The organism is Streptomyces sp. NPDC031474 (assembly GCF_055581185.1).
The window spans coordinates 158,934-183,708 of the sequence record NZ_JBVIJX010000014.1; the positions used below are offsets into that span (position 1 = coordinate 158,934).

Here is a 24,775-nt window from a genome sequence, read left to right on the forward strand (position 1 = left end):
TGCCGGGCGGTTCGTGCCGGGCGGTTCGAGCCGGGCGGTCCCGCCCGAACCGTTGACGCGTCGGCCGGGTTGCGTCCATCATCGGGCGACTCGATGTCATCGATGACACAAGTCAACGATGACATCGACCTGGCTCGTCACGACCGAGAAGGACACGAGACCGTGAAGAAGACCCTGCTCGCCGAGTTCACCGCCCGTGAGGGAGCACAGGACGAGGTCGCCCGCATGATCGGCGACTACGCCCTGAAGGTGCGCGAGGAAGAGGGCAACATCGCCTTCGACGTCTACACCAAGGCGGCCCACCCGCGCGCCTTCTGGATCTTCGAGGTGTACCGGGACGAGGACGCCTTCCAGGCGCACCTGAACGCCCCGTACGGCGGCCCGTTCAACGCCGCCCTCGTCCCGCTGATCGAGGAGGACGCCTCCGTACTGACGTTCCTCGACCCGCTGGCATGACCCGTCAGACCGTCCGCCAGTCCGGCCCGTCAGCTCGTCTTCACCGCTTTCATCGTGAAGTGCGAGGTGATGTTCTTGATCCGCGGGATGGTCATGACGCGCCGGCTGAGGAAGGTCTCGTAGGGTCGATGAGCACCTCGAACGAGCGGCCCACGGCCACGGGGTCGACATCGGCGGCCCCGTGGGGCACGCGCAGCAGATCCTCACCGTCCGCCCGCTGCCCGGCCGCTGATCCGGCGCGCCGGACTCGGACGGCCGGACGCGGGTCCTCCACGGTGGATCAGGACACGCGGGCGGCGCCCAGCTGGGCGCCGACGGGGCGTCAGAAGGTGATGGATCGGCCCTCGCGCTGGGCCTGTTGTGCGGTGTAGGAGACGCCGTGGACCTTGAGGCCGTCGGGGCTGAGGAGGGTGATGGTGCCGCCGCGGTTGCCGAGGTGGAATCCGTTGCCGGCCGGGACGGTGAGGGTGGCGCCGGGCGGGAGCGGGCCGGTGGGCAGCGGGAGGGTCTGCTGGTTCTGGTCGGCGAGGAGCCACCCGCGGAGGTCGACCGGGGCGGGGGAGGCGTTGAGGACGGTGATGGTCTCGGCCTCCGGCTCGGGGCCGACGGGATTGACCAGCGCGGCCATGATCCGCACCGGCTCCTCGTGGTGGCCGGGGCGGTGCGGCGCGGTGACGATGGGGTGTCCGGTGGTGTCGTCGGTGTGCCAGGCCTGGGACTGGAAGGCCAGGAAGACGGCGACCCAGCGGTTTTCGGCGGGCAGACGCAGCAGCAGGGCTCCGTCCTGAAAGACTCCGTTGTCGGAGCGGAAGCGCCCGCTGCTGCCCTGGTTCATATGGATGTCGTGGACGCCGTTGCCGGTCCGGAACCCGAACACCTTGTCGTCCGCGCCCTCCTCGGGCCCCCACCGTTGCCCGAAGGCGTAGACGGCGGCGGTGGGGTCGGCGATGGCCCGCTGCACATAGTGGTCGAGCAGGTCGGCCAGGTCGTTGTCGGCGCCCACGAGATCGGGCGGGAGGGTCCGCATCGAGGCGGGGTCGAAGAGGTTGCCACGGATGAAGTCCAGGCTGGCGGTGCCCGGCTGCGACGGCAGGTCGGTCCATCCGCTCCCCGCGGGTGGCAGCAGCTCCGTCAGCGGGTGTCGGAAGTCGTCGTCGGCCACGTAGAGCAGCTCCGAGGGAGCCTGCTGGGACTCGACGTTGACCGCGGCCCGGTAGTGGGTGCCGGCCTCGTCGGTGAGGTGGATCTGGTAGTGCGGGGTGTCACTGGACCCCTCCCGGCGCCGGTCCACGGCGCGGGCGGCCAGCACCCCGTATCTGTTCAACGGCATGACTCATCCTCCGGATCGGGGTGCCGGCGGCCCTTGCCGACCGCCGCTCCCTCCTGGTGTTATCCCCGGCCCTGCCCGGTGGGACGGCGCAGCGCCCGATGTTCACCCGCCCGGACCGCTTCCCGGGCAAGGGGCCCCTCGCCGACGGTGACGCCGGCCAGGGGCCCCTTGAAAAGGTCACGCCATGTCAGCCGTCGGAGTCCGGCGACGGGAGGTAGGCGCCCGGCACGTCGGCCGGTGCGTAGACCTTCTTGTCACCGGGGTACGGCTTGGTCCAGTCGTGCGTCTGGTACCAGGTGTAGCGGTTCATCTGCGTGGGGTTGGCGTAGTCGGGCACGGCCTTCGGACCGGTCAGCCGCTGCTGCTTCGCCCAGGCCTTCCACTGCGCCGCGAGCTGCTGCTGCGCCTGCGGCACCGCGGCGGACGTCGGCGCGGCCGCGGCCTTGCTGTCCTGGGGCGCCGGGGTGTCCGAGCCGCAGGTGGGCTGGGGGCTGACACCGAGGGTCAGGGAGGTCCGGTTGGGCACCGCGGTGAACGGGGTCGTGTTCGCCTTCGGGGTGAACGCGCCGTACATCGGGGTGGCCGCGCTGTCGAGCTGGTTCATCGGGTGCATCCCGAGGATCTGCTCGATGGTGCGGACCATGGTGATCTGCGAGTAGTAGCGGTTGTCGACGGCGCCGTGCTTGGCGTACGGGCTGATGACCTGGACCGGGGCACGGTGGCCGTCGACGTGGTCGAGGCCGTTCTGGGAGTCGTCCTCGACGACGAAGATCGCCGAGTCCTTCCAGTACTTGCTGTGGGAGATCTGGTCGACCATCCGGCCGACCGCGAGGTCGTTGTCCGCGACCTCGGCGGACGCGTTCGCCGGGCCGCCGGTGTGGTCGTTGGAGAACCAGAACATGTTCAGGTTCGCCGGACCGTTCTTCTCGAAGTCCTGCTGCCAGATCTGTTCCTTGTAGATGTCCGGGACGTCGAGGTCGAACAGCGGGAAGCCCTGCACCGACACCTTGTTCAGCGACGGGATCGCCGAACCGGTCTTGATGGGGTACTGGGTCTGCGCCCCGGTCGCGGCCATGTTCTTGCTGTCGCAGTACAGGTTCTGCCAGGTCGCGCCGGCCGGCTTGGTCTCCAGCGACTGGAACTCGCCGAAGTCCTTGACGGACTTGCCGGCCGCCTGCGCACCGGTCCAGATGAAGCCGGACTTCTGGTGGCCGAGGGCGTCGTTCTCGGTGTCGTAACTGCGCTGGTACTCGCCCGCCGAGGACTCCGTGTACTCCGGGTTGTCCGACTGCATCAGCCAGTTGTGGCCCTCGGCGGAATTCGTGCCGACGTCGTAGAAGTTGTCGTAGAGACCGAACTGCTCCGCCAGCGCGTGCTGGTTGGGCGTCACGTTCTCGCCGAACGTCGTGAGCGAGGAGTCGCCGTTGCCCTGCGGCATGTCGCCGAAGACCTGGTCGTAGGTCCGGTTCTCCTTGACGAGCAGGAAGACGTGCTTGATCGTCGAGGGGTCGCCGAGGCGCACCGGGACCGGCAGCGCCCTGGCGTGACTCCTGCCCTTGGCGGTCAGGACCGAGCCGTGCGTCCAGCCGTTCTGCCTGAAGACCTTCGCCGTCTGGGACCTGATGACGCTGTCGGCGGGCAGCGTGAACTGCGTCAGGCTCGACGTCGTGTCGTGGGTGCCGTGCCCGGCGCTGGTGGTGGGACGGCGGGCGTCGATGCCGCGGGTGTTGGAGACGACCACCTTCTTGCCGACGGTGGTGATCTCCGAGGGGAAGTAGTCGGTGGGGAGCAGCCCGACGTAGCGGGCGGGCTGCTGCGGGGAGGTGTAGCGGTAGACGGCGACCGCGTTGGCGCGGCCCAGCGTCACCAGCAGACGGCCGTCGCCGGTGAGCGTCACCGCGTTGGGCTCGTAGCCGACCGACGCCTCGGGCCACGGCTGGGTGGCGATGGTCTGTACGACCTTGCCCTTGGCGGTGTCGATGACCGACACGCTGTTGTCGGCGGTGTTGGTGACGAACACCGCGCCCTTGCTCGCGTACACCGCGGTCGGGTGCAGACCGACGTCGATGCTCGCGACGGCGGCGGCCGGGGCGGCCACGTCGATGACGCTGACCGTGCCGGTGGTGGTGGCGCCGGTGTCCGGGTTCGCCGGGACGTCGGTGCCGTAGGAGTTGATCGTGGTGTCGCCGGCCTTGGCCGGACGCCCGCCCTCGTTGCTGACGTACAGCTTGCCGCCGACCAGGGCGAGGCCACGCGGGGCGTTGCCGACGGCCCAGCTCTGCTTGACGGTTCCGGTCGCCGCGTCGATGGCGACCACCCGGTTCTGGCCGTTGACCGCGCTGTACACGGTGGAGCCGTCGGCCGAGAACACCGCGGCGCCCACGAGCGCGTGCTTGGCACCGTCGGCCGGGATGGAGACGGTCACCGGAGTGGACAGGGTGCCGTCCGCGCCCACGGTGAACTTGGTGTAGCCGTCGGTCTGGCCCAGCCACAGCTGCTTGCCGTCGGGCGAGTACGTCGGGCCCTCCTGGCCGACGGAGCCGTTCTTGATGCGCAGGCCGTCGGCCGCGTTGGTGCCGACCTTCTGCATCACCTGCCCCGTCGCGAGGTCCATGACGACCAGCGAGGCGTCACCGTCGGCGACCGCGGCCGCGAGGTGGGCGCCGTCCGGGCTGACCGCCGACGACATGATCTTGCCGTCGTTGACGACGGTGCGGCTGCCGTACGGCTTGATGTACTGGTCGCTGGAGATGACCTGGCCGTCGGCGGTGGTCTGGGCGACCTGCTGGGTGCCGAACCGGTACGTCGAGGCGACCGCGGTGCCCGTGACACCGAGGGCGACCGCTATGCCCGCCGTCACCAGCACGGTGCGGCGGCCGACACGTCTGCCGAGGAGGTTGAGCTGCTCCTTCTGGCCCACCCGGCGCTGCCGTGTTACCTGCATGGACTATCCCTTCGAGGTGGTGTCAAGCAGCTCGACGTTGCCGTCGAACTGCCAAAGCGGGTTCGGTGCGTCCCCTGTCGAAGTCCGCACCAGGAAGTAGCCGTTCACTTCCTTCGGTCCGTCGCCGTCGGCCACGAACCGCCCGTCCGAGGTGATGTCGAGCTGGTAGACGGCGGACCCCGTGACCGACACCCCGGGGAGATGCCAGGTCACGACGCAACGCCAGTCGTTGCCCGCCCCCTCCTGGGCGGCCCGGCCGTCGCTCTTGGTACACGCCGCCGTGGCCCGCAGCTCCGCCTCCGTGACGGCCGGGCGGTGGAGCTGCTCGGTCTGCATGCGGTAGAGGTGCGCGAAGGCCGTGGCGACCGACCGCTGCACCTTGCTCTGCCGGATCCCGGAACCCGAGGACGGGGTCGCCACGGCGACGACCGCGACCGTGAGCGCGACCAGTGCGGCCGCCGGCAGCAGCCCGGCGGTGACCGCGCGGCGCCCGGAACCGTCGTAGGTCAGGTCGGTGAAGTCCCGCCGCAGGAACAGCAGACAGGCCAGCGCGGTCGCGAGGACCGCCCACGCCAGGCCGACCGCGACGCCGATCAGCAGCGGGCCGAGCTGGGTGGGGCTGGTGAACAGGCCGTTCCAGGCGATGAAGGCGTAGCTGGGCAGGGCGAGGCGTACGGCGACGGGCAGCGGCAGCATCTGGGCGAGCTGCATCGCCAGCGCGACGAGCGCGGGCAGCAGCAGGCCCATCGGGGACCGTCCCAGCAACACCGACCCGAGCAGCCCGATCGCGGCGAGGGCCAGGGTCGGGGCGAGCACACAGAGCCAGGCGAGGAGGACCTTCCCGGCGGCGTCCCCCGGCGCCAGCAGGTGGCCGTCGAGGCCGACCAGCGGCTGGTTGCCGACCGCCACGACCCCGCCGACCGCGCTGGACGCGGCAAGCCCCGCCACGAGCAGCAGGATGACAGTGAGGCCGGCCAGCGCCTTCGCCGCGAAGATCCGCCGCGGCGAGCGGACCGCCACCAGCAGATGGCGCCAGGTGCCGAGCCGGTCCTCGGCGGCGAACACGTCACCGGCGACCACCGAGGTCAGCAGCGGAAGCGCCCAGGTGCCCGCGAAACCGAGCATCACCAGCGGTCCGGCCCACCCCGTGGCGTGCATCCAGCGACCGAAGAGGGTGTCGGTGGGAAGCGTGCTCTGCCGGCTCACCGCGGCGACGAAGAGCGCCGGTGCGATCCAGCAGGCGAGGACCAGCAGACGGATCCGCCACTGGGAGACCAGCTTGACCAACTCGAAGCGGTAGACGCGCGGCACGGAGACGCGCACCGCCCGGCCCGCAGCGGCAGCACGGTCGTCGACGCGCTCGTCCACGCGCTCGTCGGCTGTGGTCGCGGTCATCTGCCGGCCTCCTGCTGATCGGTGAGGGCGAGGAACGCGGCCTCCAGCGGTGAGACCACGGGGGTCAGCTCACGCACCGCGATGCCCGCGCGGACGAGCCGTACGACGAGGTCGTCGAGGGCGGGCACCAGCGCGCGCACGACGAGCCCCTCGACGCCGCGCCGGGCCCCGGCGTCGTCCACGACGTGGATCCCGGCCGTGTCGACGGCCTCCCGGTGGGCGGCCCGGGCGTCGGAGGTCACCAACCGGTAGTCGAGTTCACGGCTTTCGGCGGCCAGCTTGCCGAGCGGGCCCGAGAAGACGACCCGTCCGGTCGCGAGGATGGTGACCTCGGAGCACAGTGCCTCCAGGTCGTCCATGCGGTGGCTGGAGAGCACCACGCCGGTGCCGTCCGCCGCGAGCCGGGTGAGGACACCGTGCACGTGTCGTTTCCCGGCCGGGTCGAGGCCGTTGGCGGGTTCGTCGAGCACGAGCAGCCGGGGCCTGGTGAGCAGGGCGGCGGCGAGCCCGAGCCGCTGGCGCATGCCGAGGGAGAAACCGCGGGTCCGGTCGTCGGCGACATCGGTGAGCCCGACCTCGTCGAGCACGTCGTCGATGCCCGCCGTGCGCGCGTCGCCGCCGCGCAGCGCGGCCAGCGCGGCGAGGTTCTGCCGGGCGGTCAGCGAGGGGTAGAGGCCGGGCCCGTCCACGAAGCCGGCGACGCCGTCGGGAGCGTCGAGGCCCCGCCCGACGGGCGTGCCCAGGATCTCCAGCCGGCCGCCGTCGGCGACGGCCAGGCCCAGCAGGAGGCCGAGCAGCGTCGTCTTGCCGGCGCCGTTCGGCCCGACCAGACCGTGTATCTGACCCTGCGCCACATCCAGATCGATGCCGTCGAGCGCGACGACGTCTCCGAAGCATTTGGTGATCCCGCGAGCCCGGACGGAACGGAGGGTGTCCATGGGTCCCCTTTTTCGAAGGAAGGCGATCGCGCCTTCAGGGACCCTAGGGAATTCACAAAACGCAAGCAGCAACGATGGACTGAATGTTGCCGGAACGGCAGTCCATGGATTGCCCAGCGGCGACCCAGCATTGAGCAAAGCCGGACGTGTCCGGGGGCCCGTCCCCGGAGCCTGCCGACCGGCTGCACGCGGTACCGAACGGCGGTTCCTCCAGGCGGACGGCGAATCGGGGAGGCGGTACGGCAACGAGCCGCCGCGTCGGCCCCGACGGCGGCGAGGAGGTCTCCCTCACGCCGCCCGCGCCGCCCGCCAACGCCCCGCCCCACCGGTACGTGCAGGGCCGCCCGCGTCACGGACCGTCCCCCGTGACCCCCAGCGCGGCCGACCTCCACAACCTGACGGCATACCCTGGTTCCGGAGTCGAGCCCCGCCACCCGGCGTACCGACAGTCGGCTCCGATCGGGCCGTGATTCACGTGGTCACGCGCCGGATGGCCTGTGGCATTCGTTCGACTGTCGGGCCCGCTGAAAGGCGAGAGCGCATTGAACTGGCGTGTGTACCCGGCCGGCGTCCCCGTCGCGGAGTTGATCGAGCGGGCGGAAGAGGCTCGTGCCCGGGGCGACTCGGTGGGTGCGGGGAACTGGTATTTCCACGCGAAACGCCGTGGAGCCACGGGTGCGGCGGACCGGATCGCGGCCCTCGTCCCCGAGTTGGAGTCGGCTGTCGCCCACGGCGACGCTGATGCGAAGGCGCTGCTTGCCGCCGTTCTCCTTGACCGAGGGAGCGACCTGGGCCGGGCCGCGCGTCTCTTCGGTGAGGCAGCCGACGCGGGTGTGGTGGAGGCCATGCGTGAATGGGGATTCATGCTGACCAACGGCGTCGGTGTGGCACGCGATCCGGTGCGGGCCAATGCCCTGTTCCGGAAAGCGGCCGAGGCCGGGGACGGTTACGCCGCTTTCAATCTCTCCGTCAATTGCTATCAGGGCGTCGGCGGCATGCGGAACTTCCGGGAGTTCTCCCGCTGGCTGCGGGTCGCCGCCGAGCTGGGAATCCCGGAGGCCTGCGCCGTGCTCGGCGACCAACTGGCCAGAAAGGGCAGCGACGCAGAGAGCCTCGCCTGGTACGTCAAGGCTGCCGAGTCGGGACATGCGCCCGCGATGTTCGCCGCGGCCGGCAGATACCGGGACGGCATCGGATGCGCGGCGGATCCCGTACAGGCCGTCAGATGGTTCCTCACCATGCTCGACCGGAACAACGGCGACGGAGTCCACCAGGCGATCAAACTGGCCCGGTCCATGACGCCCGACCAGATCCGCGAGGCCGGGCGGCTGTCCGGCCTCCGCATCCGAGGCGGAATCGCTGACGCGGTCCTCGTGAGCCGTGCACTCTCCCTCACTCGGTCCACGTGCCGAGGGCACTGTCACCGAACAGCGGGGCGAGCTGCCGCAGGGTGAGGTTCGTCCGCCGGTACGCGGCCACCATCTGATGTGACATCAGAACACTGCGGTTACAGGCCTGTTGAGATTTCACTCATACTGTGGTGATCAACACCGCGCTCGTCAGCGCACCTTATGCAACGGAGAAACACCACGATGCGTCTGCTCCACTCTGCCACCGCACTCGCCGCCACGTCAGCGCTCGCCCTGACGCTCACCGCCTGCGGAAACGGCAGTGGCAACGACACCTCGGGCGGGCAGCCGTCCGCATCCACGTCCGCGTCCTCGGCCACTGCCGCCGGCAGCAACACGGCCGAGAACGCGGGTGCCACCAAGGACGCGGACAGCAGCACCGGTAGTGGCAACAGCACCGGTAGTGGCAGCAGTGCCGCGGGCAGCAGCACCGGCGGCGGTACGGGCGCCAGCGGTGACGGCACCGGCGCGGACCGCTGCCACACCGCCGGGCTGGGCTTCTCGTTCGGCTCCGGCGACGGCAAGGTCAGCAGCTCGGATGACCAGCAGCAACTGCCTGTGGTGCTGAAGAACAAGACGTCCGCCGCGTGCACCATCCAGGGCTTCCCCGGGGTCGACCTGAAGTCCTCCGGGGGAAGCTGGTCACTGACCCGCAGCAGTGCGACGTCCAAGAAGATCACCCTGGCCGCCGGCGGCAGCGCGACGTTCACCATCACCTTCCTGCCGTGGACCCAGGGCAGCGGCACCGAGTTCAAGGCCACCTCCGTCGTCATCACCCCGCCGAACGAGACCACCTCGACCACCCTGGCCTGGCCCGGCGGCAGCGTCCTGCTCCAGGATGGCGCCACGCATCCCGGCACCTACACCGGCCCCGTCGGCAGCTGAAGACCTGGCGGCTGCCGTGCGGTCGCCGACCGACGCCGCCCAGGCCCTCGCCGCCCGGGCGGCCCGCCTCCGCCTGGGCTGAGCGGGGCGGCCGGCCGGGCTCGGCTCGCTTCAGGTCAGCTTCGCGTGTTCCAGAACGCAGTGAAAAACGGGCGGGCCGCACGCCATCCGGAAAAGGTGCGCGGCACCGAATGGGAGATGTGGCGGATCTTCTACCACGTGTGGATCGACGAGGCCCACCCCTGGTCCGGTATTCAGTGGTTCATGCGCGGCACGGACATCACGGAACAGATGAAGGACTACACCCCATGACGGGATTTCCCGACGCAGCGTTCGGCGCCGAACTGGTCGCGGCGCTGAACGCCGAACTCGGCGCGGATTCCGCGTACCTGTTCACCACATCCCGGGAACGTCCGGAACGTGGCCCCGTCTCCGTCACCGACGGCCGGTCACGGGTGCCAGTGCTCACCGCCAACGAGACCTACATCCTCACGTTCGTCCGGGGCGACCGGGGGTGGGCGCACGGAGCGACCCGGGACAAGGGCGCGGTGGCCCGGGCCGCCCAGGCCTGGATCGCCGGTACCGGGCTTGAGGAGATGGCTGCCCGCTGGCCGTTCGTGGAGTTCTCGGAACTGCAACTGGCCTACGAGCGGGGCGACGCCTTGGCGACGCAATGGCGGATCGTCCGCAGTCACCCCTCGGAGCTGTACCGGGAGGTCGTCGAACTGGCCTCGGGCGACCCGACGGTCAGCAGGTTCTTCCCGGGGCTGGGGCACAACTTCCTCTTCATGCCGAACGCGTTCGACTCCAGGATCCTCGCGTCGGTGGCGTTTCAGGCACCGGGGCGGTTTCGGCTCTGGACACCTGATGCCGCCGAGCCCCTCTGTGAGGGGGACCCCGCCACCGTGATCGCCGCGCTCGCGGACCTGCTGAACGGCCTGGAGGGCTGACGTCATGTCGTATCTGATCGTGGGTTTCATCGGAGTGCTCGCCGGAATCCGGGCGCTCGGCCTACGCCGTCGGCAGTTGAGCGCGGCCGCCACGGCCTCCTCCGTGCTGATCCTGCGGCCGGCCGTCCTCGCGGTGCTCGCCGGGGTCGCCCTCGTGGGCGGGCTGTTCCTGCTGGTGGGGGGAGTCGTCGTCCTGGTCCAGGGGTGAGGCGCAGGGGGACCGGGGCCGTGCTGCCAGCTTTTCCCGCGCCGGCGCTCACCTCAGCGTCGCGTAGACGATGAGGTTGTTCACCGGGTGGCCTTGGGCGTCGAAGTCGCCGTCACAGGTGATCAGCCGTAGAGCGCGGTCCTGGGTGGGGCCGTAGACCTTCTCGGTGGGGAAGGAGGTCTTGCTGACGCTCTCGGTGCCCGTGACCGTGAAGTGCGCCGACTTTCCCCGCACATCGGTGACGGTGATCTCCGCGCCCTTGGCGATCTTGTGCAGGTCGTGGAAGACGGCCTTGCCGAAGCGGGTGTCGTTGTGGCCGATGATGACGGCCGCACCGGGTTCACCGGGCACGGAACCGCCGGTGTACCAGCCGGCGGTCATGCCCTTCTCGGCGGGCGGGACCTCGACGGCGCCGTCCGTGGCGAGGCCGAGCTTCATCAGCGAACTGGTGATGCCGAGCGAGGGGACGGCCACCTCGGCGGGGGCCGCGGGCTGCTCGGCCGGCGCGGTGCCGCCGGCGGGCACGGGGGCCCCGGCGGCGGACGGGGCGGCGGCGGAGGCGACCGGCACGGCGGGCTTCTCGGAGGCGGACGAGCAGCCGGTGAGCACGGCGAGGGCCACGGGCGCCACGAGGGCGAGGCGGGCACGGGCCGGCAGCGTGCCGAAGCGCCGTACCGGAGAGTGTGCAGGGGACACGACGGACTCCAGAGCAGGGGTGGGTGCAACAGGCGATGGCGCCGCCCGACGAGGGACGGCGCCACAGATGTGTCCGGTCGGACGGCGGGCCGGATCAGCCCTCGCGGCGTCCGGCGGCACGGCGACGGATCACGAAGGTGCCCGCACCCGCGAGCAGCAGGGCGCCGGCGGCCGAACCGGCAAGAGCGGTGGTGCTGGTGCCGCCGTCCTTGACCACGGCCTCTCCGGCGTTGACGCCGCCACGCGGCATCCGCTTCTCGGCCGCGCCCTTGCGGGCCTCCGCCACCGCGGCCTCCTTGCGCTTCTGCGCCGCGTCCTCCTTCACCTTCCTGGCGAGGTCCTCCTTCTCCTTCGCCGCGTCCGAGTCGGTTCCCGCGACGGCGCTCGCCGACGGGGTCGGGCCGTCGGCGAGCGCCGCGCCGGCCGGGGCGAGCAGGGCGCCGGCCGCGACGGCGGTCAGGACGGCGAAACGCAGGGTGAGACGGCGGGGCATGCGGGACATGTAGGACTCCAGTTCTGGCCCGGCCTCGGTGGCCGCGGGCATGACCGAAGACTCGCGACCACTTGTGAGGAACCTGTCAGAGCGCCGTGGTCATCGCATCAGGGTGGTTTCGGGGTCGGGCAGGGCCGGCAGCCTCAAGGTGAAGACCGAGCCCAGTCCCTCGGTGCTCACCACGTCCACCGTGCCGCCGTGCGCCTCGGCGAGCTTGAGGACGATCGCCAGGCCGAGCCCGCTGCCGCCGGTGCTGCGGTTGCGGGACTTCTCCGCCCGCCAGAAGCGGTCGAACACATGCGGGAGGTCGCCCGCCGGAATGCCGCTGCCGGTGTCGGCCACCTCCACCGCCACCTCGTCCCCGGCCTTGTTCACATACGCGCGCAGCGTCACCCGGCCACCGGGCGGGGTGTGGCGCACGGCGTTGGAGAGCAGGTTGCTGACGGCCTGCCGCAGCCGCACCGGATCGGCCTCGATCAGCGGCGGAGCCGACGGCGCGGGGGAGTCGGGCGGCGCGGGGGAGTCGGGCGGCGCGGGGGAGTCGGGCGGCGCGGAGTGCCGCAGGGTGACGCCCGCGGTCTCGGCCGGCGCCTGGTGCGCCGCGGCGACCTGGCCGAGCAGCTCGTCCACGCGCACCGGCTCCAGGTGCAGCCGCAGCGCGCCCGCTTCGGCCGCCCCCAGGTCCTGCAGATCGTTGATGAGGTGCTGGAGCTGCACCGCCTCGTCGAGGAGAGAGGAGACGAACGCCGGGTCCGGCTCGGCCAGCCCGTCGTGCGCGGCCTCCAGCCAGCCGCGGATGTTGCTCAGCGGGGTACGCAGCTCGTGCGCGACGTCGCTGACCATCGCCTTGCGCTGTTCCTCCAGCCGGGTCCGGTGCGCGGCCATGTCGTTGAACGCCGCAGCCAGCCGTCCGATCTCGTTGTCCGCGCCGACCGGCACGGGCGCCCAGTCCAGCCCGTCCCGCATCCGCTGGGCGGCGCCGGTGAGCGCGTGCAGCGGGCGTACGAGCCGGGCTCCGGCGAGCATCGACGCGCCGACGGTGAGGGCGAGGACGAGGGCCGTGACACCGGCGATGCGGGCGGTGCTGGCCGGGGAGAGGTCGAAACCGGGCACGCTGACGGCGCCGGGCCCGTCGATGAACAGCAGTGCGGGCGCGGCGACATACGCCGTGAGCTGCTCGCGGCGGGCGCTGCCGACGCAGGCGGCCACGGCCCGGTCGTACCCGCTGTCGCGCACCTTCCTCGGGTTGTCCGTCACGCCGTCCCTCGTGCCGTCCGTCGCGTCGGCACTGCGCTCTTCGCCCCGGCCGGCGGCCGCGGCGGCCTTCCGGTCCTCGGCGACCTTCCGCTGGAGCACCTCCTCGTCGGTCAGGCCCTCGGCGATGGCGGTGTCCGGGACGGGGACCGGCGCCGACGCGCCGATGTCCGTGCCGTCCTGCCCGTATCCCCGCTCCCAGGACAGGCCCAGGTTCAGCTTCACGCCCGTGCGGCCCTGCCGCTTCAGACAGGCGCCGGCGAGCAGTTCGAGCGCGCGCAGGGCCTTCTCCTCGGTCGGGGTGGCCTCGGCGGCCCCGCTGATCGCCAGACACTTCAGCTCCACGGAGCGGTCGGTGGCGTCGCTCACGAACTGGACCCGGGGCCGCCCGCTCGGGCTCTGGACGACGTCCGCGGCGATGCCCGCCTCGGCGAGGCATCCCACGCTGCGGGCGGTGGCGCTGCGCAGGACCGCACGCTCCTTCGCGGGCAGCAGGAACGGCCCCACGGCCCGTGGGTCGACGCGGTCCGCGCCGACCGGAACGGCGTCGGGCACCAGCACGGTGTCGACCGACAGCGGGTCGACGACCGCCGAGGCCTGCGACGGCAGCGAGGCGGTGGACGCGGAGGACGGGGCGGACGAGTCGCCGCCCGTGTGGGCGGAGTCGAGGAGCGGGCGCCGGTCCTCGGTGGTCAGCACGATGCGGCGTCCGGACTGCTGGGCCAGTTTCCGGACGGTGGCGTCGGCGCCGGCCCAGTCGGGATGGCCGGCCGCGTAACCCAGCAGCGTGTTGTAGATCTTCGCGTCGGCGCTGAGGTTCTGCCCCTGCTCCTGGCGGATCGCGACGGTGGTCGTCTGCACGGCGAGCCAGGCGGTGGCGGCGACCGAGCAGAAGGCCACCAGCGCCGAAACGGTCAGCAGCCGCCCGAGCAGGCTCCTGCGAAGCGGCAGCCGCGCCCGCCCGGCCCGGCGGTCCCGCTCGGCACGCTCGTCACGCTTGTCACGCTCATCACGCTTGTCGAACTTGTCACGACGACGCACGGCGTATGCCCTTCGCCGGGTCGGTCAGCTTGTAGCCGACGCCGAAGACCGTGAGCAGCCGGTCCGGCCGCCGCGGGGTCCGCTCGATCTTCTTGCGCAGATTCATGACGTGCACATCGACGGTGCGGCCGCTGATGAACTTGTCGAAGCCGTGCAGCTCCGCCAGCAGTTGCTGCCGGGAGAACACCCGGTCGGGCTCCGCAGCCATCGCCGCGAGGATGCGGAACTCCCCGGGCGTGCACACGACCGGCGTCCCGCCGACCGACACCTCGTGCCGCACCGGATCGACCCTGAGCGTGCCCACCGACAACGCGTCGTCGTCCGCCACGGGAGCCGGTGTGGCCTCGGGGGCGGACGCGCGCTTGTTGCGGCGCAGCAGCGTGCGGATCCGGGCCACCAGCTCACGCGGGCTGAACGGCTTGGTCATGTAGTCGTCGGCGCCGAGATCCAGCCCGAGCAGCAGATCGTCCTCGGTGCTGCGGGCCGTCAGCATCAGCACCGGCACCTCCCGGGACTCGGCGCGCAGGATCCGTACGACGTCGAGACCGTCGGCCCGGGGCATCATCACATCGAGCACCACCAGGTCGGGTTCCCGGTGCCGCACCTCCTCGAGAGCCGCACGGCCGTCCTCGACGACCGTGACCGCGTGTCCCTCGTGCTCCAGGTAACGGCGCACCAGCTCTGCCTGCTTCGTGTCGTCTTCGGCGACCAGGATGTTTGCGCACACGCCGAGGATCGTAAGCGAGCACCCCAGCCGGAAGGCGGCGGTAAGTGGCTTTGTCCCGAAGGGAGTTCCGCGGGTGAAACGACCGAACTCCGCGAGTGGTCAGGAGGTCGGGGCGGCCGGGGCGGCCGGGATGGGGGAGTCCCAGTCCAGCTGGCGGACGAGTTCGTCGTCGGCCCGCCGGGGTGCGGGAGTCGCGCCGGCGGGGCGGGACGGCGTGTGGACTCCCCGGGAGATGTTTCCGCTGACGGTGGTGTTGTGCTCCACGCGCGGCCGGCGCAGCGCCTCGTAGCGCACGAGCGCGGAGTCGACGTCCTGCGCGTCGCGCACGCACTTGGCGAGGACCACCGCGTCCTCCAGGGCCAGGGAGGCGCCCTGTCCGGTCGCGGGGGAGGCCGCGTGGGCCGCGTCCCCGATGAGCAGGGTCCGCCCGGAGCGCCACGGGGAGCCGTTGGGCATCTCGGTGGCGTTGGTGACCAGGACGGGCGCCGTGGTCGCCGCGACGATGTCCGCGGCGGGGGTGGGGTCCTCGCGCAGCAGCCGGACCAGCAGGTCGCGCCATCGGTCGGGGGCGGCGCCCGCCGTCTCCTCGGCGGTCAGGGGAGCGTCGGCGGCGACGCGGGCGAACCAGTACGTCTCGCCGTCGGGTGACGTCGCGTGGCCGAAGGCGGCCGTGCTGCCGCGCACCATCGTGATGCACGCGGCCCGGTCCTCGGCGGCCTTCGGGGCGGCGTCGGTGTAGCCGTAGAAGACGTGCTGTCCCGCGTAACGGGGCCGGACGGTGGGGGCGATGGCGCGGCGGGCGGTGGAGTTGAGGCCGTCGGCGCCGATGAGCAGGTCGCCCGACGCGGAGCTGCCGTCGGCGAAGTGCGCGGTGACGCCGTCGGGCCCGTCCCGGACGGCGGTGAGCCGGGCGCCGTGGACGAGGGTGATGCCGCGCCGTACGGCCTCGGCCTGTAGGGCGGCGTTGAGCTCGCCGCGCCGCAGGCACCGGTACCGCAGCCGGGGGTCGTCGGCCTCGCCGAGCGGGACGTACGCCACCTCGGCGCCCGTGTGGTCCATCACGCGCATCGAGGTCAGCGGGAACCCGAGCGCGGTGACCGCGGGGGAGGCGTCGAGCTGCGCGAGGGCCCGCAGGCCGTTGCTCGCCAGGGTGAGGAACGCGCCGATGTCCTCGGCGGAGTCGGGGTGCGCCTCGTACACGGTGACCTCCCGGCCCGCCTTGTTCAGCGCCAGAGCCGTCGCCGCACCGGCCGTGCCGCCGCCGATGACCAGGAAACGCGCCATGTCCACCCACTCCTCGCGTACTTCGCCGTCCAGAGCCTCGTGCCCGCGCCCGCCCGCGGTGGAACGTCCGGGCGGCGGCCCGGGGTTGTGGTCCGCGGCACGGGCAGGAGCGAGCGGCCGCGTGTCAGTCGGCGGCCGGCCCTGCGCGAAGGGCGTCCACTACGGCTTCCAGCTGAGGCAGCGGTTCGGCGCCGACGATGCGCAGGACGACCGTGTCCGCTCCGGACGCCGCCAGGGCGCGGATGTCGCCGACGGCCTGCGCGGGCGTCCCGGAGACGGTGAACACCTCCTCCTGCGGGCGGCCCAGCCAGGCGCCGTGGCCCTCGGTGTGGGGGTGCAGGGTCCGGGCGACCTCGTCGGGGTCGTCACCCACGCACGTGAAGGAGAACACGGTGTGGGTGTGGTCGCTCCCGGCGCCGCCCTTCGCCGTCAGCTCGCGGATGTTCTCCAGGTCGCTCGGGCCGTGGCCCTCGGCGATCAGGGTGCCGTCCGCGACCCGGCCGGACAGTTCGAGGGACCGCGGCCGGACCACCCCGGCCACCACCGGCGGCACCTGCACCGGCGGATGCACCAACTGGACGCCGTCCAGCCGGACTTCCCGCCCGTCCACCTCGACCCGCTCGCCGCGCAGCAGCGCACGCACGGAGGTGATCGTCTCCTCCAGCAGGGCCAGCGGCGACCGGGGCGCGACGCCGACCGAGACCATCCACTCCCGCACCCCGTGCCCGACGCCCGCCACGAGCCGCCCCGGGAACACCCGGGCCAGCGTGGCCAGTTCCATCGCCAGCAGCGCCGGACTGCGCAACGGGGCGGGGGCGATGCCGATGCCGACGCGCAGCCGCTCGGTCGCCCCCAGCGCGACGGCCGCCGCCGACAGACCGCCGTTCCATCCGAGGTCCTCGACCACCCACAGATCGTCCACGCCGAGCGCCTCGACCTGCCGGGCGAACCCGGGGAGCCCTTCCGGCGCCCAGTCGCGGTCGAACATCACACCGATCCGTAGGTTCGTCATGTCCAGGAACCTACGGGGTGGGCGACGGTTGATCAACGGCGAAAACCCGGTGACGGCAGCCGCCCGGCGGCCGGACGCCCGATCCTCTTCCCCGCCAACCGGGCGGGGCTTGCGGGCAGGTCCGGCATGGCGTCATGGCGAGGCGCGTCCTGCCCGGATGCTGAGGTCCTGCCTCCGACCGTGCGGGAGAGAGACCATGGACGACCGCCCCAGCCTTCGGCAAGCCCCGCCCCCGACGTCCACCGGTGCGGGCCGCGGCCGTGACCCGTCCGGGCAGGCCGGAGTCATCGGCATCGCGCTCGCCGCCGTGCTGACGGCCGCACTCGCGCAGGGCTCGTGGCAGTGGTTCTCCACCTACATCGGGGTGACGCTGCTCGCGGTGATCTTCTCCTTCTACCGGCTGCCGGCCCGGACGCCCGGCCCCGGCTCCCCCTACCTGCGGAATCTGACCGCGTTCTCCCTGGTCGTGGGCCTGTGCGTGGCGATCGCGCTGGCCCCTGCGCTGCAACGCTCGGCGTGGCTGTTCCCGATGCCGGGCACACGACGCGGGTGCCCTGAGCTGGGGGCGTACGAGGGCATCCAGGCGGAGGCCGCGCTGGCGAACCTGGCCGGTCGCGACCGCACCGCGTTGGCGCGGGCGCGGGAGGCCAGGATCCACGAGGCGGTCGCCGACTGCCTGTCGGCCACCACGACCCTGTGGCTGCCGGTGTATGCGCTCGGGGTGGCCGCACTGGTGGGTCTGGGCCTGTGGTGCATCGACCGCAGAAGCAGAACACGAACGTCGGCCCCCATGACCGCATCGGGTCGTGGAGGCCGACGTCAACGGTCGACGGACCTCAGCCCTTGACCGGCTTCCCCCGGCCCCAGCCCCACGCGAGGCGGTCCGCGCCGGACTGGTTGGTGGTGGCCAGCCAGGGGCGGGAGGCGGGGCCGGTGAGCTTCTGCAGGGAGTACGTGTCGTCGGTGCGCAGGCCCGGCCAGTACACGGAGCCCATCTTCAGCTCGCGGAAGGTGTCCGTGACGGCCTGGAGGTAGTTGATGAAGTTGTTGTCCGGGGTCTTCACGTCGTAGTTCAGGCCGGTCGTCATCGGGGAGCCGAACTCGTCCGCGACGGTCCGGTTCGCGCAGTCGCCGATGCGCACCTTCAGGTCGGCCACCCACTGGTCGTAGGTCGCGTAGTCCTTCCAGAACCCGTAGTGGTGCAGGGAGAGGTAGGTGCCCTTGAGGCGCGGGTCCGCGCAGACCGTGGTCACGTGGTCGTTGTAGCCGGCGCCGCTGACGAACACCCGGTTCCGCGGGACCTTCGAGTACGTCGACAGCCACTTCGCCGCGATGTCGGCCCACGCGGTGTCCGTGTAGCCGTGCGGCTCGTTCATCGGCTCGAAGTAGACGCGGCTGTCGTTCTTGTACGCCTTGACGACGGTGTCCCACATCGGCCAGTACGTGGCCTCGTCGTCGATGAAGCCGTCCTTGCGGTCACCCGTGCCCTCCCAGTAGGAGACGATGACCTTGAAGCCCTGGTCGGAGGCCGCGTCGATGACTCCGCGGTAGGACTTCCAGTACGCGCCGTTGACCGTGTAGGGGTTGATCGGCAGCCGGACCGTGTTGGCGCCGAGGTTCGCGCGGAACGCCGCGATGATCCGGGTCGCCTTGGCGTAGGTCTGCTTGTAGGTGTCGGTCGTCGACAGACCGGACAGCTGAAGCAGGTCGTCGGCGAAGTTGTCGCGCGGGTCGGCCCAGTTCACACCCTTGAACTGGGTGGTGTCGGTGGCCGGGCGGGCGGAGGCGGGTGCGGCGGTGGCGGAGGCGGGAGTGGCGGCGAGGGTGCTGCCGCTGACCGCGGCCACGGCGACCGCGACGAGAGCGGCGCGCAGGCGGGGGGAGAGGGAGGCTCTGGCGGGGGACTGGCGCATGGACGTGCCCTTTCGGCTCTGATGTTTGCGTAAACATCGGAGCCCGGCAATGGCTGATGTTTACGTAAACATGGCGGCGCCGGAATCGTGGCACCCGGCCGGGTGATCGTCAAGGTTTCACGCGAGTAACGTCTGCTGCCGCCTGTGGCGAGCGTTGCCCCCTGTTACCGCCCCTGCGCTCAGGCAGAGGCGATCGGCTCCAGCGTCAGGGGCTCGATCCTGCCCTCCAGCATCGCGCCCAGACCCTGCGCGGCGCAGATGTCGGGCCGTTCCGCGATGTGCACCGGCATGCCGGTGGCCTGACGCAGCATCTGGTCGAAGCCCGGCAGCAGCGCGGAGCCGCCGACCATCATGATCCCGCGGTCGGCGAGGTCGGCCACCAGGTCGGGCGGGCACTCCCGCAGCACCCGGCCGATGCCGTCGAGCACGGCGGTCAGCGGCGTCTCGATGGCATCCCGTACGGCGGCGGTGTCGACCCGCACGGAACGCGCGAGGCCGGTGGCGACGTCCCGCCCGTGGATCTCGGTGGACGTCGGCCCGTGCGGGGTGAGGCCGTTGCCGGACAGGGCCAGTTGCAGGGGCCGTACGGATTGGCTGGGCAGCATCAACTCATGCTCGTGGCGCAGGTGTTGGACGATCGCGTGGTCCACCGCCTCGCCGCCGACCGGGATGCGTTCGGCGGTCACGATCGAGCCGAGGGAGAGCACGGCGACCTGCGTCGCGGCCGCCCCGCACACCATGATCATGGTGGCCTCGGGGCGCTCGACGGGAAGCCCGCAGCCGACGGCGGCGGCGATCAGCGTGTCGACGAGTTCCACGCGCCGCGCGCCGAGCCCGACCAGCGTCTCGATCGCGGCGCGCTGGGCGAGCGGGTCGGCGTCGTGCGGGGTGCAGGCCGCGGCGCGCAGGAACGGCTTGCGACGCAGCTGCCGGCGGATCTTGTCACCGAGGAGGTGACGCAGCATGCGCTGCGCCATCTCGATGTCGACGACCGTGCCGCCGGAGACCGGCCGCACCACGCGGATGTAGTGCGGCGTGCGCCCCGTCATCTTCTCGGCGAACTCACCGACCGCGATCAGCGCGCCGGTGCGGGTGTTCACGGCGGCGGCGGACGGCTGGTCGACGACGAGCCCGGCCCCCTTCACGTACACCCGCGTCCGCGCCGCTCCCAGGTCGACGGCGAAGTGGCAGCGGCGCAGCTGCTCCAGGCTGGCGGTCATGACGGGTCCTCCCGAGAGCACAGACCGTTCGGGCCGCCGGTCGGTCGGCCTCCTTCGCATCGTGCGGGCGGGCGGACGGGGCCGCCTTCTCAGGTGGGCCGGGCGGGGCGCGACCGAACGGGTCACATGCGTGTCGCGTCCCCCTGCGCCGGGCGTGTCGCGTCCCTCTACAGGGTGCGTGCCGCCTCCAGGACGGGGGTGAGGGAGGAGACCGTCGCGTCGCAGCCCGCCTCGACCAGGGCCTGCTCGGCGGTGGGGTTGCGGGCGAGACCGATGAAGCGCAGGCCCACGGTCTTGGCGGCGGCGAGCTCGGCGAGCGAGGAGCCGATCAGGACGCCGGTGGCGGCGGGCGTGCCGAGCGGGCGCAGGGCGCGCAGCAGACAGTGCGGGTCCGGCATGAGGCGCCGCAGGTCGTCGTCGCGGCCGTGCACGCCGGCGAGGGGCAGCCGGTAGGCCTCCAGGGAGCGGTGCACGGCCTGCTCGCACACGTCCGTGACCACCCCGACCCGGCGGCCGGTGCCGTGCAGGGTGCGGACGAGGACGACGGAGTGGTGCGTCGTCGGCGCGTCCGGAACGGCCCTCAGCTCCAGCTCGTCGAGACGGTCGCGCAGAAGCGGGCCGAGGCGGTCGCGGGCGAAGGTGCGCAGCACGTCCAGCGGGTGCGCGAACAGCTCGCGCCCCGCCACGTCCGGGTCGCCCGGCGGACGACCCGCCAGGGCGTCCTCGGGGTCGCGGTGCTCGGCGACGAGGGAGAGCAGGTCCAGGGCGGCCGCGCGGGCGCTGGGGGCCGTGAACAGGCGGGTCAGCGGGCCGTCGAAGCCGAACAGGACGGTCTCGGCGTCGGCGAGCAGCTCCGCCGGCGGGCGCGCGGCGGGTGCGGCGGAGTTACGCACCTGCGGGGGCGGCGCGTAGTCCGGCGCCAGCGTCACCGCACATGTCACCGCCAGCCCCGGCACCGGCCACCGGCCGAGCTGGGCGTTGACCGCCCGCTGTGCGCCGGCCGCCCGGCGGACGGAGTGGTGACGGGTGATCCGCGACCCCGACTCCAGCAGATGCGCCAGCAGCCGCCCGGACACACCGGTGGCCTCCGCCCGCACGAACGCCACCGGGTCCGCCACCCGCCAGGACAGCTCCACGGCCGCCCTGAACTCGCCCTTGCCGGAGCTGGGCAGCAGGACCCGGTGGACGGCGTGCTGCGGACCGAGGTCGACCTCGTAGTACGTCGTCGGACCCGGCGGGCGTCCGCCGTAGGGGTCGACGGGGTTGAGGAGGGTGAAGGGGCCGTCGGGACGCGTGTGCACGATCGCGGTGCGACCGGGGGCGGGTATCCCCAACTGCCGCAGATCTTGCGTGAGCAGCGGCCCCCGCACCAGATCCCGCTCCTCGTCCTCGGCGCGCGGCGCGGGCAGCGGGCAGTACCAGGCGAGCGGCGGCCCGTCCGGGGCATCGCCGTACAGCGGCCGAAAACGATGGGGCCCAAAGGCGGCGGAACTGTGCGCGAAGTCGTCGTAGAGGTCGGGGTGGACGGTGAGGAGGACGAGCGCGCCGGCCTCCGGGGGCGCGGGGGCCGGCGGGCCGTTCTGGAACGTCACGCGCAGGCGCGGCGGTTCGGCCAGGTCGGTGAGGGGGCCGGGGAGCCAGCGCAGGGCGGCGGCGAGGACGGGGAGCAGGTAGGCGTCGGGATGGACCTGGACGACGTAGCCGTCCCCGCGGACGTGGATCTCGTACTGCTGGGGGGTGAGATCGCCGCGGGCGAGGACCTCGTGGACGGCCAGTTCGAGGGTGATGCGGGTTTCGGGGTGGGCGGTGAGGTCGGCGTCGGTCTCGAAGCGGATCGAGGGCTGGGCGGGCTCGTCCACGGCGCCGCCCAGTCGGCGTACCGTCTCCTCGCTCACCGTTGCGAACGCCGGGCCGGTGTCGGTGCCGTCGGTCTCGACGGCGGCCGCCTCCGCGTGGAACTCGCCCGTCGTGCGGCCCGCGCGTTCGTCGATCAGGCCGCCGATGCGGTCCAGGAGTGCGCGGGTGCGGCCGCGGGTCGTGCGGGGCAGGGTGCGCAGGAGGAGGTCGCGTACGCCCGGGCGGAAGTCGTAGGAGCCGGGCGGGCCGGGGACGGTCGTGAGCATGCCGCTGAGGATGACCTCGGCCAGCTGCGCCGGGCGCGGGTCGCGGTTCACGGCGCGTTGGACCAGGCGCATCACCGGCACGGAGGGCACCGCGAGGGCCAGATGGCCGGCCAGCCGGAAGGCCTCCGGGGAGGCGGTGGCGCGGAAGCGCAGGACCAGGTCCTGGGCGGGGAGTCGGGCCGGGTCGGGGGTCTGCGGGCCGGCGGAGAGGGCCGGGGCCGGGGCCGGTGGGAGCCAGGCCGCCGCGCCCGGGGTGTGGGCGCCGCCGGGGCCCGCCACCAGCGCCGCCCAGTTGGCCAGCCAGGGTGCGCCCGGTTCCAGGACGGGCAGGGGGAGGGACGCGGGCGGCGGCGGCTCGGCCTCGGGGTCGTAGGAGGTGAACGTGACGGCGGAGAGCGGGGCCGCCGCGGTGGGGGAGGCGAGCAGCCCCGGCTCGGCCGGCAGCGCCGTCGTCGGCCACAGGCGCTCGGGGAGCGGCTGGACGACGGCCAGCGGCATCCGCGTCGCCCAGTGCCGCAGGGTGCCGTACCAGAGTTCGCCCGCCGGGCCGGGGCGCCACTGCGGGCCCATGCAGTCGCTGACGACGAGCGTGACCGTACGGCCGTCCGCCGGGTCGGGGACGTGCCGGGCCCGGCCGTCGGGGGTGGCCGGATGCAGGGTGACCGTGCGGAAGACGCCCGACTGGGCCAGGACGGTGTGCAGTTCACGGATGAGGGGCCGCCAGACCGGCATCGTCGGGCCCGTGTCGTGGACGAGGCTGAGGCGCAGCCAGCGGTCGCGCGCGGGCCGCAGGACGGGCAGCCAGACGTCGGGGTGGGCGCCCAGCCGGGCGATGCGGTCGGCCGTCGCCCGCTCGTCGAGGAGCCGGGCGCGCGCCGAGGGCACCGTCCGCTTCAGCGGGCGCAGGGCCCGCTGGAGGGCGAGGGGGTGGGGGAGCATCGGCGGCGCGGGCGCGAGGACGGGTCTGCCGGCGGAGGTGGTGGGGTGCGCGGGGTCCTTGTGCGGTTGCGGGGTGGGCAGGTGCAGGGGGACGCGGTCGGCGGGCGACGAGGGCTGGGACGCGGGGAGGGGCGGAGAAGCTGCCGGGCGGTTCCCGCGGTCGGCGGGCGTGGGGCCGGCGGCCGGGGGCGCCGACGGCGGCGTGGCCCCGACGCCGCTCGGGTCCCCGCAGGGCTCTGCCTCCGGATTGCCCGACTCCCGGGCCAGCCACAGCAGTTCGGCCAGCTCGCGGGGTGTGGGCGCCGTGCCCGACGCGGCCGTCAGCAGTGCGCTCAGCCGTTCCAGGGCGGACTGGTCACTCCTCGCCGGGTCCTCCCTCGGCGTGTCTCTCCTAGGCGGGTCCTCAGAAGCCATCGCCGTCCGCCGTCGTGGTCAGGTAGGGCATCAGCTGTTCCGCCAGGGCGTCGCGGGAGTCCGCGTCGAGGCCGGCGACGCCGGTGAGGTAGAGGGCGTTCAGGAGCTGGTCGGTGGCGAGTTCGCCGTCGGCCGCCCGGGTCAGGAAGCGGTTGATGAGGTGTTCCGCCTCGCCGGGCGGGGTGTCGAGGTGGGCCCGGACGATCTCGGTGAGCTGTGCGCGGTCGGGCCGGCGCAGCTTCAGCCGGACGCAGCGGCGCAGGAAGGCGGGCGGGAACTCGCGCTCGCCGTTGCTGGTCAGGACGACGAAGGGGAAGGCGCGGCAGCGGACCCGGCCGCGCGTGACGGTGACCGGCGCGTCCGAGCCGTCGGCCAGGACCTCGGCGGTGCCGGTGCCGTCCTCGACCAGGTGGCGGGCCGCGCGCAGGAGTTCGGGGATCTCGTACTGGCCCTCCTCCAGGACGTTCAGCAGGTCGTTGGGCAGATCGAGGTCGCTCTTGTCGATCTCGTCGACCAGGAGGGCGCGGGGACGGTCGTAGGGGAGCAGGGCGGTGCCGAGGGGGCCGAGGCGCAGATGGTCCTCGACGCCCTCGGCGCCGGAGAGCTCGGCCGGCTCCTCGGCGCCGGAACGGCCGGTCCGTTGGCGCCAGGCCGCCTGTCGGGCCGCGTACAGCCGGGACAGCGGGTCGTACTGGTAGAGGCCGTCGGCCAGGGTGGAGCGGCTGGTGATGTTCCAGCGCAGCACCGGGCCGAGCCCCAGCTCACGCGCCACCGCGTACGCCAGCGAGGACTTGCCGGTGCCGGGCGGGCCGGTGACCAGCAGGGGGCGGCGCAGCACCAGGGCCGCGTTGACGAGCTGAACGCTCTCCGGCGTGGCGACGTAGGAGCGGGCGCGGTGGACGCGGTCGGGGGAGACGGCCGCCTCGTCGTCGGCGTCCCGGGGCGGCGGTACGACGGGCTCGCCGTCGAACGCGCGCCAGGGCGGCGGCGCGGGCAGCCGGTCGATGCCGTCGTGGGGCTCGCTGTTCCCGGTGTAGACGGACCAGTGCGGCATGGTTCTCCGAAACTTGGTGTGACTTGGTGTGACCCGGTGTGACTCAGTGGGGGCGGTGGGGCGGTTGGGGCGGTAGGTGGTGCTGGGTGG

General features: G+C 72.6%; 21 protein-coding genes. 7 read left to right on the forward strand and 14 right to left on the reverse strand.

Annotated features, from left to right (window positions below; genetic code table 11):
* The first annotated feature begins 162 nt into the window (after positions 1-162).
* The gene (locus ACZ5SK_RS29370) at positions 163-456 is read left to right on the forward strand and encodes a putative quinol monooxygenase (protein ID WP_334580364.1); all 294 of its coding nucleotides are present in this window, start codon (positions 163-165) and stop codon (positions 454-456) included.
* A 322-nt stretch (positions 457-778) separates the two neighbouring features.
* Here ACZ5SK_RS29370 and ACZ5SK_RS29375 read toward each other — a convergent pair whose 3' ends face one another.
* From ACZ5SK_RS29375 to ACZ5SK_RS29390, 4 genes are all read right to left on the reverse strand, one after another.
* Positions 779-1,786, reverse strand: coding sequence for a DUF2278 family protein (locus tag ACZ5SK_RS29375; protein ID WP_334580365.1), 1,008 nt, complete (start codon positions 1,784-1,786; stop codon positions 779-781).
* 187 nt (positions 1,787-1,973) lie between these two features.
* The gene (locus ACZ5SK_RS29380) at positions 1,974-4,730 is read right to left on the reverse strand and encodes an alkaline phosphatase family protein (RefSeq protein WP_361703336.1); all 2,757 of its coding nucleotides are present in this window, start codon (positions 4,728-4,730) and stop codon (positions 1,974-1,976) included.
* 3 nt (positions 4,731-4,733) lie between these two features.
* Positions 4,734-6,125, reverse strand: a complete 1,392-nt coding sequence (locus ACZ5SK_RS29385; RefSeq protein WP_334580367.1) for an ABC transporter permease — start codon at positions 6,123-6,125, stop codon at positions 4,734-4,736.
* Positions 6,122-7,063, reverse strand: a complete 942-nt coding sequence (locus tag ACZ5SK_RS29390) for an ABC transporter ATP-binding protein (protein ID WP_334580368.1) — start codon at positions 7,061-7,063, stop codon at positions 6,122-6,124. The genes ACZ5SK_RS29385 and ACZ5SK_RS29390 overlap by 4 nt, the downstream gene beginning before the upstream one ends.
* A gap of 542 nt (positions 7,064-7,605) precedes the next feature.
* Between ACZ5SK_RS29390 and ACZ5SK_RS29395 the strand changes: the two genes are divergently transcribed.
* The 5 genes from ACZ5SK_RS29395 to ACZ5SK_RS29415 all read left to right on the forward strand — a co-directional run bounded on the left by ACZ5SK_RS29395 (position 7,606) and on the right by ACZ5SK_RS29415 (position 10,515).
* A complete protein-coding gene (locus ACZ5SK_RS29395; RefSeq protein ID WP_468576703.1) occupies positions 7,606-8,517 on the forward strand; it encodes a tetratricopeptide repeat protein in 912 nt (303 codons plus the stop codon).
* A gap of 138 nt (positions 8,518-8,655) precedes the next feature.
* A complete protein-coding gene (locus tag ACZ5SK_RS29400; protein ID WP_334580370.1) occupies positions 8,656-9,357 on the forward strand; it encodes a DUF4232 domain-containing protein in 702 nt (233 codons plus the stop codon).
* 126 nt (positions 9,358-9,483) lie between these two features.
* The gene (locus tag ACZ5SK_RS29405) at positions 9,484-9,669 is read left to right on the forward strand and encodes a hypothetical protein (protein ID WP_468576704.1); all 186 of its coding nucleotides are present in this window, start codon (positions 9,484-9,486) and stop codon (positions 9,667-9,669) included.
* Entirely contained in the window at positions 9,666-10,307 is a 642-nt protein-coding gene (locus ACZ5SK_RS29410) for a hypothetical protein (protein WP_468155592.1), read from the forward strand. The genes ACZ5SK_RS29405 and ACZ5SK_RS29410 overlap by 4 nt, the downstream gene beginning before the upstream one ends.
* 4 nt (positions 10,308-10,311) lie before the next feature.
* Positions 10,312-10,515 carry a hypothetical protein gene (locus ACZ5SK_RS29415; protein WP_334580373.1) on the forward strand — a complete coding sequence of 68 codons (204 nt, stop codon included), beginning with the start codon at positions 10,312-10,314 and terminating at the stop codon, positions 10,513-10,515.
* Positions 10,516-10,563: 48 nt separating this feature from the next.
* On the opposite strand, the gene ACZ5SK_RS29420 is transcribed toward ACZ5SK_RS29415, so the two are convergent.
* The 6 genes from ACZ5SK_RS29420 to ACZ5SK_RS29445 form a co-directional block, all read right to left on the reverse strand.
* Positions 10,564-11,211 carry a class F sortase gene (locus ACZ5SK_RS29420; protein ID WP_468415383.1) on the reverse strand — a complete coding sequence of 216 codons (648 nt, stop codon included), beginning with the start codon at positions 11,209-11,211 and terminating at the stop codon, positions 10,564-10,566.
* A 94-nt stretch (positions 11,212-11,305) separates the two neighbouring features.
* Positions 11,306-11,755 carry a hypothetical protein gene (locus ACZ5SK_RS29425; RefSeq protein ID WP_443041292.1) on the reverse strand — a complete coding sequence of 150 codons (450 nt, stop codon included), beginning with the start codon at positions 11,753-11,755 and terminating at the stop codon, positions 11,306-11,308.
* Positions 11,756-11,803: 48 nt separating this feature from the next.
* Complete coding sequence (locus ACZ5SK_RS29430; RefSeq protein WP_468155593.1) at positions 11,804-13,999, reverse strand: sensor histidine kinase; 2,196 nt, start codon at positions 13,997-13,999, stop codon at positions 11,804-11,806.
* Complete coding sequence (locus ACZ5SK_RS29435) at positions 13,986-14,726, reverse strand: response regulator transcription factor (protein WP_334580376.1); 741 nt, start codon at positions 14,724-14,726, stop codon at positions 13,986-13,988. Before ACZ5SK_RS29435 ends, ACZ5SK_RS29430 begins: the two co-directional genes overlap by 14 nt.
* Before the next feature lie 99 nt (positions 14,727-14,825).
* Positions 14,826-16,010 carry an FAD-dependent oxidoreductase gene (locus ACZ5SK_RS29440; RefSeq protein WP_468155594.1) on the reverse strand — a complete coding sequence of 395 codons (1,185 nt, stop codon included), beginning with the start codon at positions 16,008-16,010 and terminating at the stop codon, positions 14,826-14,828.
* A 124-nt stretch (positions 16,011-16,134) separates the two neighbouring features.
* Positions 16,135-17,022 (reverse strand): LLM class flavin-dependent oxidoreductase, encoded by an 888-nt coding sequence (locus ACZ5SK_RS29445; RefSeq protein ID WP_468576705.1) that lies wholly within the window; start codon positions 17,020-17,022, stop codon positions 16,135-16,137.
* Positions 17,023-17,218: 196 nt separating this feature from the next.
* Here ACZ5SK_RS29445 and ACZ5SK_RS29450 point away from each other — a divergent pair, with 196 nt between their 5' ends.
* Positions 17,219-17,869, forward strand: coding sequence for a hypothetical protein (locus tag ACZ5SK_RS29450; RefSeq protein ID WP_334580379.1), 651 nt, complete (start codon positions 17,219-17,221; stop codon positions 17,867-17,869).
* Here the strand turns inward: ACZ5SK_RS29450 and ACZ5SK_RS29455 are convergent.
* From ACZ5SK_RS29455 to ACZ5SK_RS29470, 4 genes are all read right to left on the reverse strand, one after another.
* Positions 17,859-18,935, reverse strand: a complete 1,077-nt coding sequence (locus ACZ5SK_RS29455) for a glycoside hydrolase family 5 protein (protein ID WP_334580380.1) — start codon at positions 18,933-18,935, stop codon at positions 17,859-17,861. The two genes, ACZ5SK_RS29450 and ACZ5SK_RS29455, sit on opposite strands and share 11 nt — an antisense overlap.
* Before the next feature lie 179 nt (positions 18,936-19,114).
* Entirely contained in the window at positions 19,115-20,155 is a 1,041-nt protein-coding gene (locus ACZ5SK_RS29460) for a rod shape-determining protein (RefSeq protein ID WP_334580382.1), read from the reverse strand.
* A 167-nt stretch (positions 20,156-20,322) separates the two neighbouring features.
* On the reverse strand, positions 20,323-23,631 hold the full coding sequence (locus ACZ5SK_RS29465; RefSeq protein WP_468576706.1) for an SAV_2336 N-terminal domain-related protein: 3,309 nt from the start codon (positions 23,629-23,631) through the stop codon (positions 20,323-20,325).
* Positions 23,621-24,685 carry an AAA family ATPase gene (locus ACZ5SK_RS29470; RefSeq protein WP_334580384.1) on the reverse strand — a complete coding sequence of 355 codons (1,065 nt, stop codon included), beginning with the start codon at positions 24,683-24,685 and terminating at the stop codon, positions 23,621-23,623. Before ACZ5SK_RS29470 ends, ACZ5SK_RS29465 begins: the two co-directional genes overlap by 11 nt.
* Positions 24,686-24,775: the final 90 nt, after the last annotated feature.

Coding starts and splice junctions, on each gene's coding strand:
- ACZ5SK_RS29465 (WP_468576706.1), bottom strand. CDS start 23,631: ATGGCTTCTGAGGACCCGCCTAGGAGAGACACGCCGAGGGAGGACCCG.
- ACZ5SK_RS29390 (WP_334580368.1), bottom strand. CDS start 7,063: ATGGACACCCTCCGTTCCGTCCGGGCTCGCGGGATCACCAAATGCTTC.
- ACZ5SK_RS29375 (WP_334580365.1), bottom strand. CDS start 1,786: ATGCCGTTGAACAGATACGGGGTGCTGGCCGCCCGCGCCGTGGACCGG.
- ACZ5SK_RS29400 (WP_334580370.1), top strand. CDS start 8,656: ATGCGTCTGCTCCACTCTGCCACCGCACTCGCCGCCACGTCAGCGCTC.
- ACZ5SK_RS29470 (WP_334580384.1), bottom strand. CDS start 24,685: ATGCCGCACTGGTCCGTCTACACCGGGAACAGCGAGCCCCACGACGGC.
- ACZ5SK_RS29455 (WP_334580380.1), bottom strand. CDS start 18,935: ATGCGCCAGTCCCCCGCCAGAGCCTCCCTCTCCCCCCGCCTGCGCGCC.
- ACZ5SK_RS29415 (WP_334580373.1), top strand. CDS start 10,312: ATGTCGTATCTGATCGTGGGTTTCATCGGAGTGCTCGCCGGAATCCGG.
- ACZ5SK_RS29440 (WP_468155594.1), bottom strand. CDS start 16,010: ATGGCGCGTTTCCTGGTCATCGGCGGCGGCACGGCCGGTGCGGCGACG.
- ACZ5SK_RS29385 (WP_334580367.1), bottom strand. CDS start 6,125: ATGACCGCGACCACAGCCGACGAGCGCGTGGACGAGCGCGTCGACGAC.
- ACZ5SK_RS29450 (WP_334580379.1), top strand. CDS start 17,219: ATGGACGACCGCCCCAGCCTTCGGCAAGCCCCGCCCCCGACGTCCACC.
- ACZ5SK_RS29410 (WP_468155592.1), top strand. CDS start 9,666: ATGACGGGATTTCCCGACGCAGCGTTCGGCGCCGAACTGGTCGCGGCG.
- ACZ5SK_RS29445 (WP_468576705.1), bottom strand. CDS start 17,022: ATGACGAACCTACGGATCGGTGTGATGTTCGACCGCGACTGGGCGCCG.
- ACZ5SK_RS29460 (WP_334580382.1), bottom strand. CDS start 20,155: ATGACCGCCAGCCTGGAGCAGCTGCGCCGCTGCCACTTCGCCGTCGAC.
- ACZ5SK_RS29425 (WP_443041292.1), bottom strand. CDS start 11,755: ATGCCCGCGGCCACCGAGGCCGGGCCAGAACTGGAGTCCTACATGTCC.
- ACZ5SK_RS29380 (WP_361703336.1), bottom strand. CDS start 4,730: ATGCAGGTAACACGGCAGCGCCGGGTGGGCCAGAAGGAGCAGCTCAAC.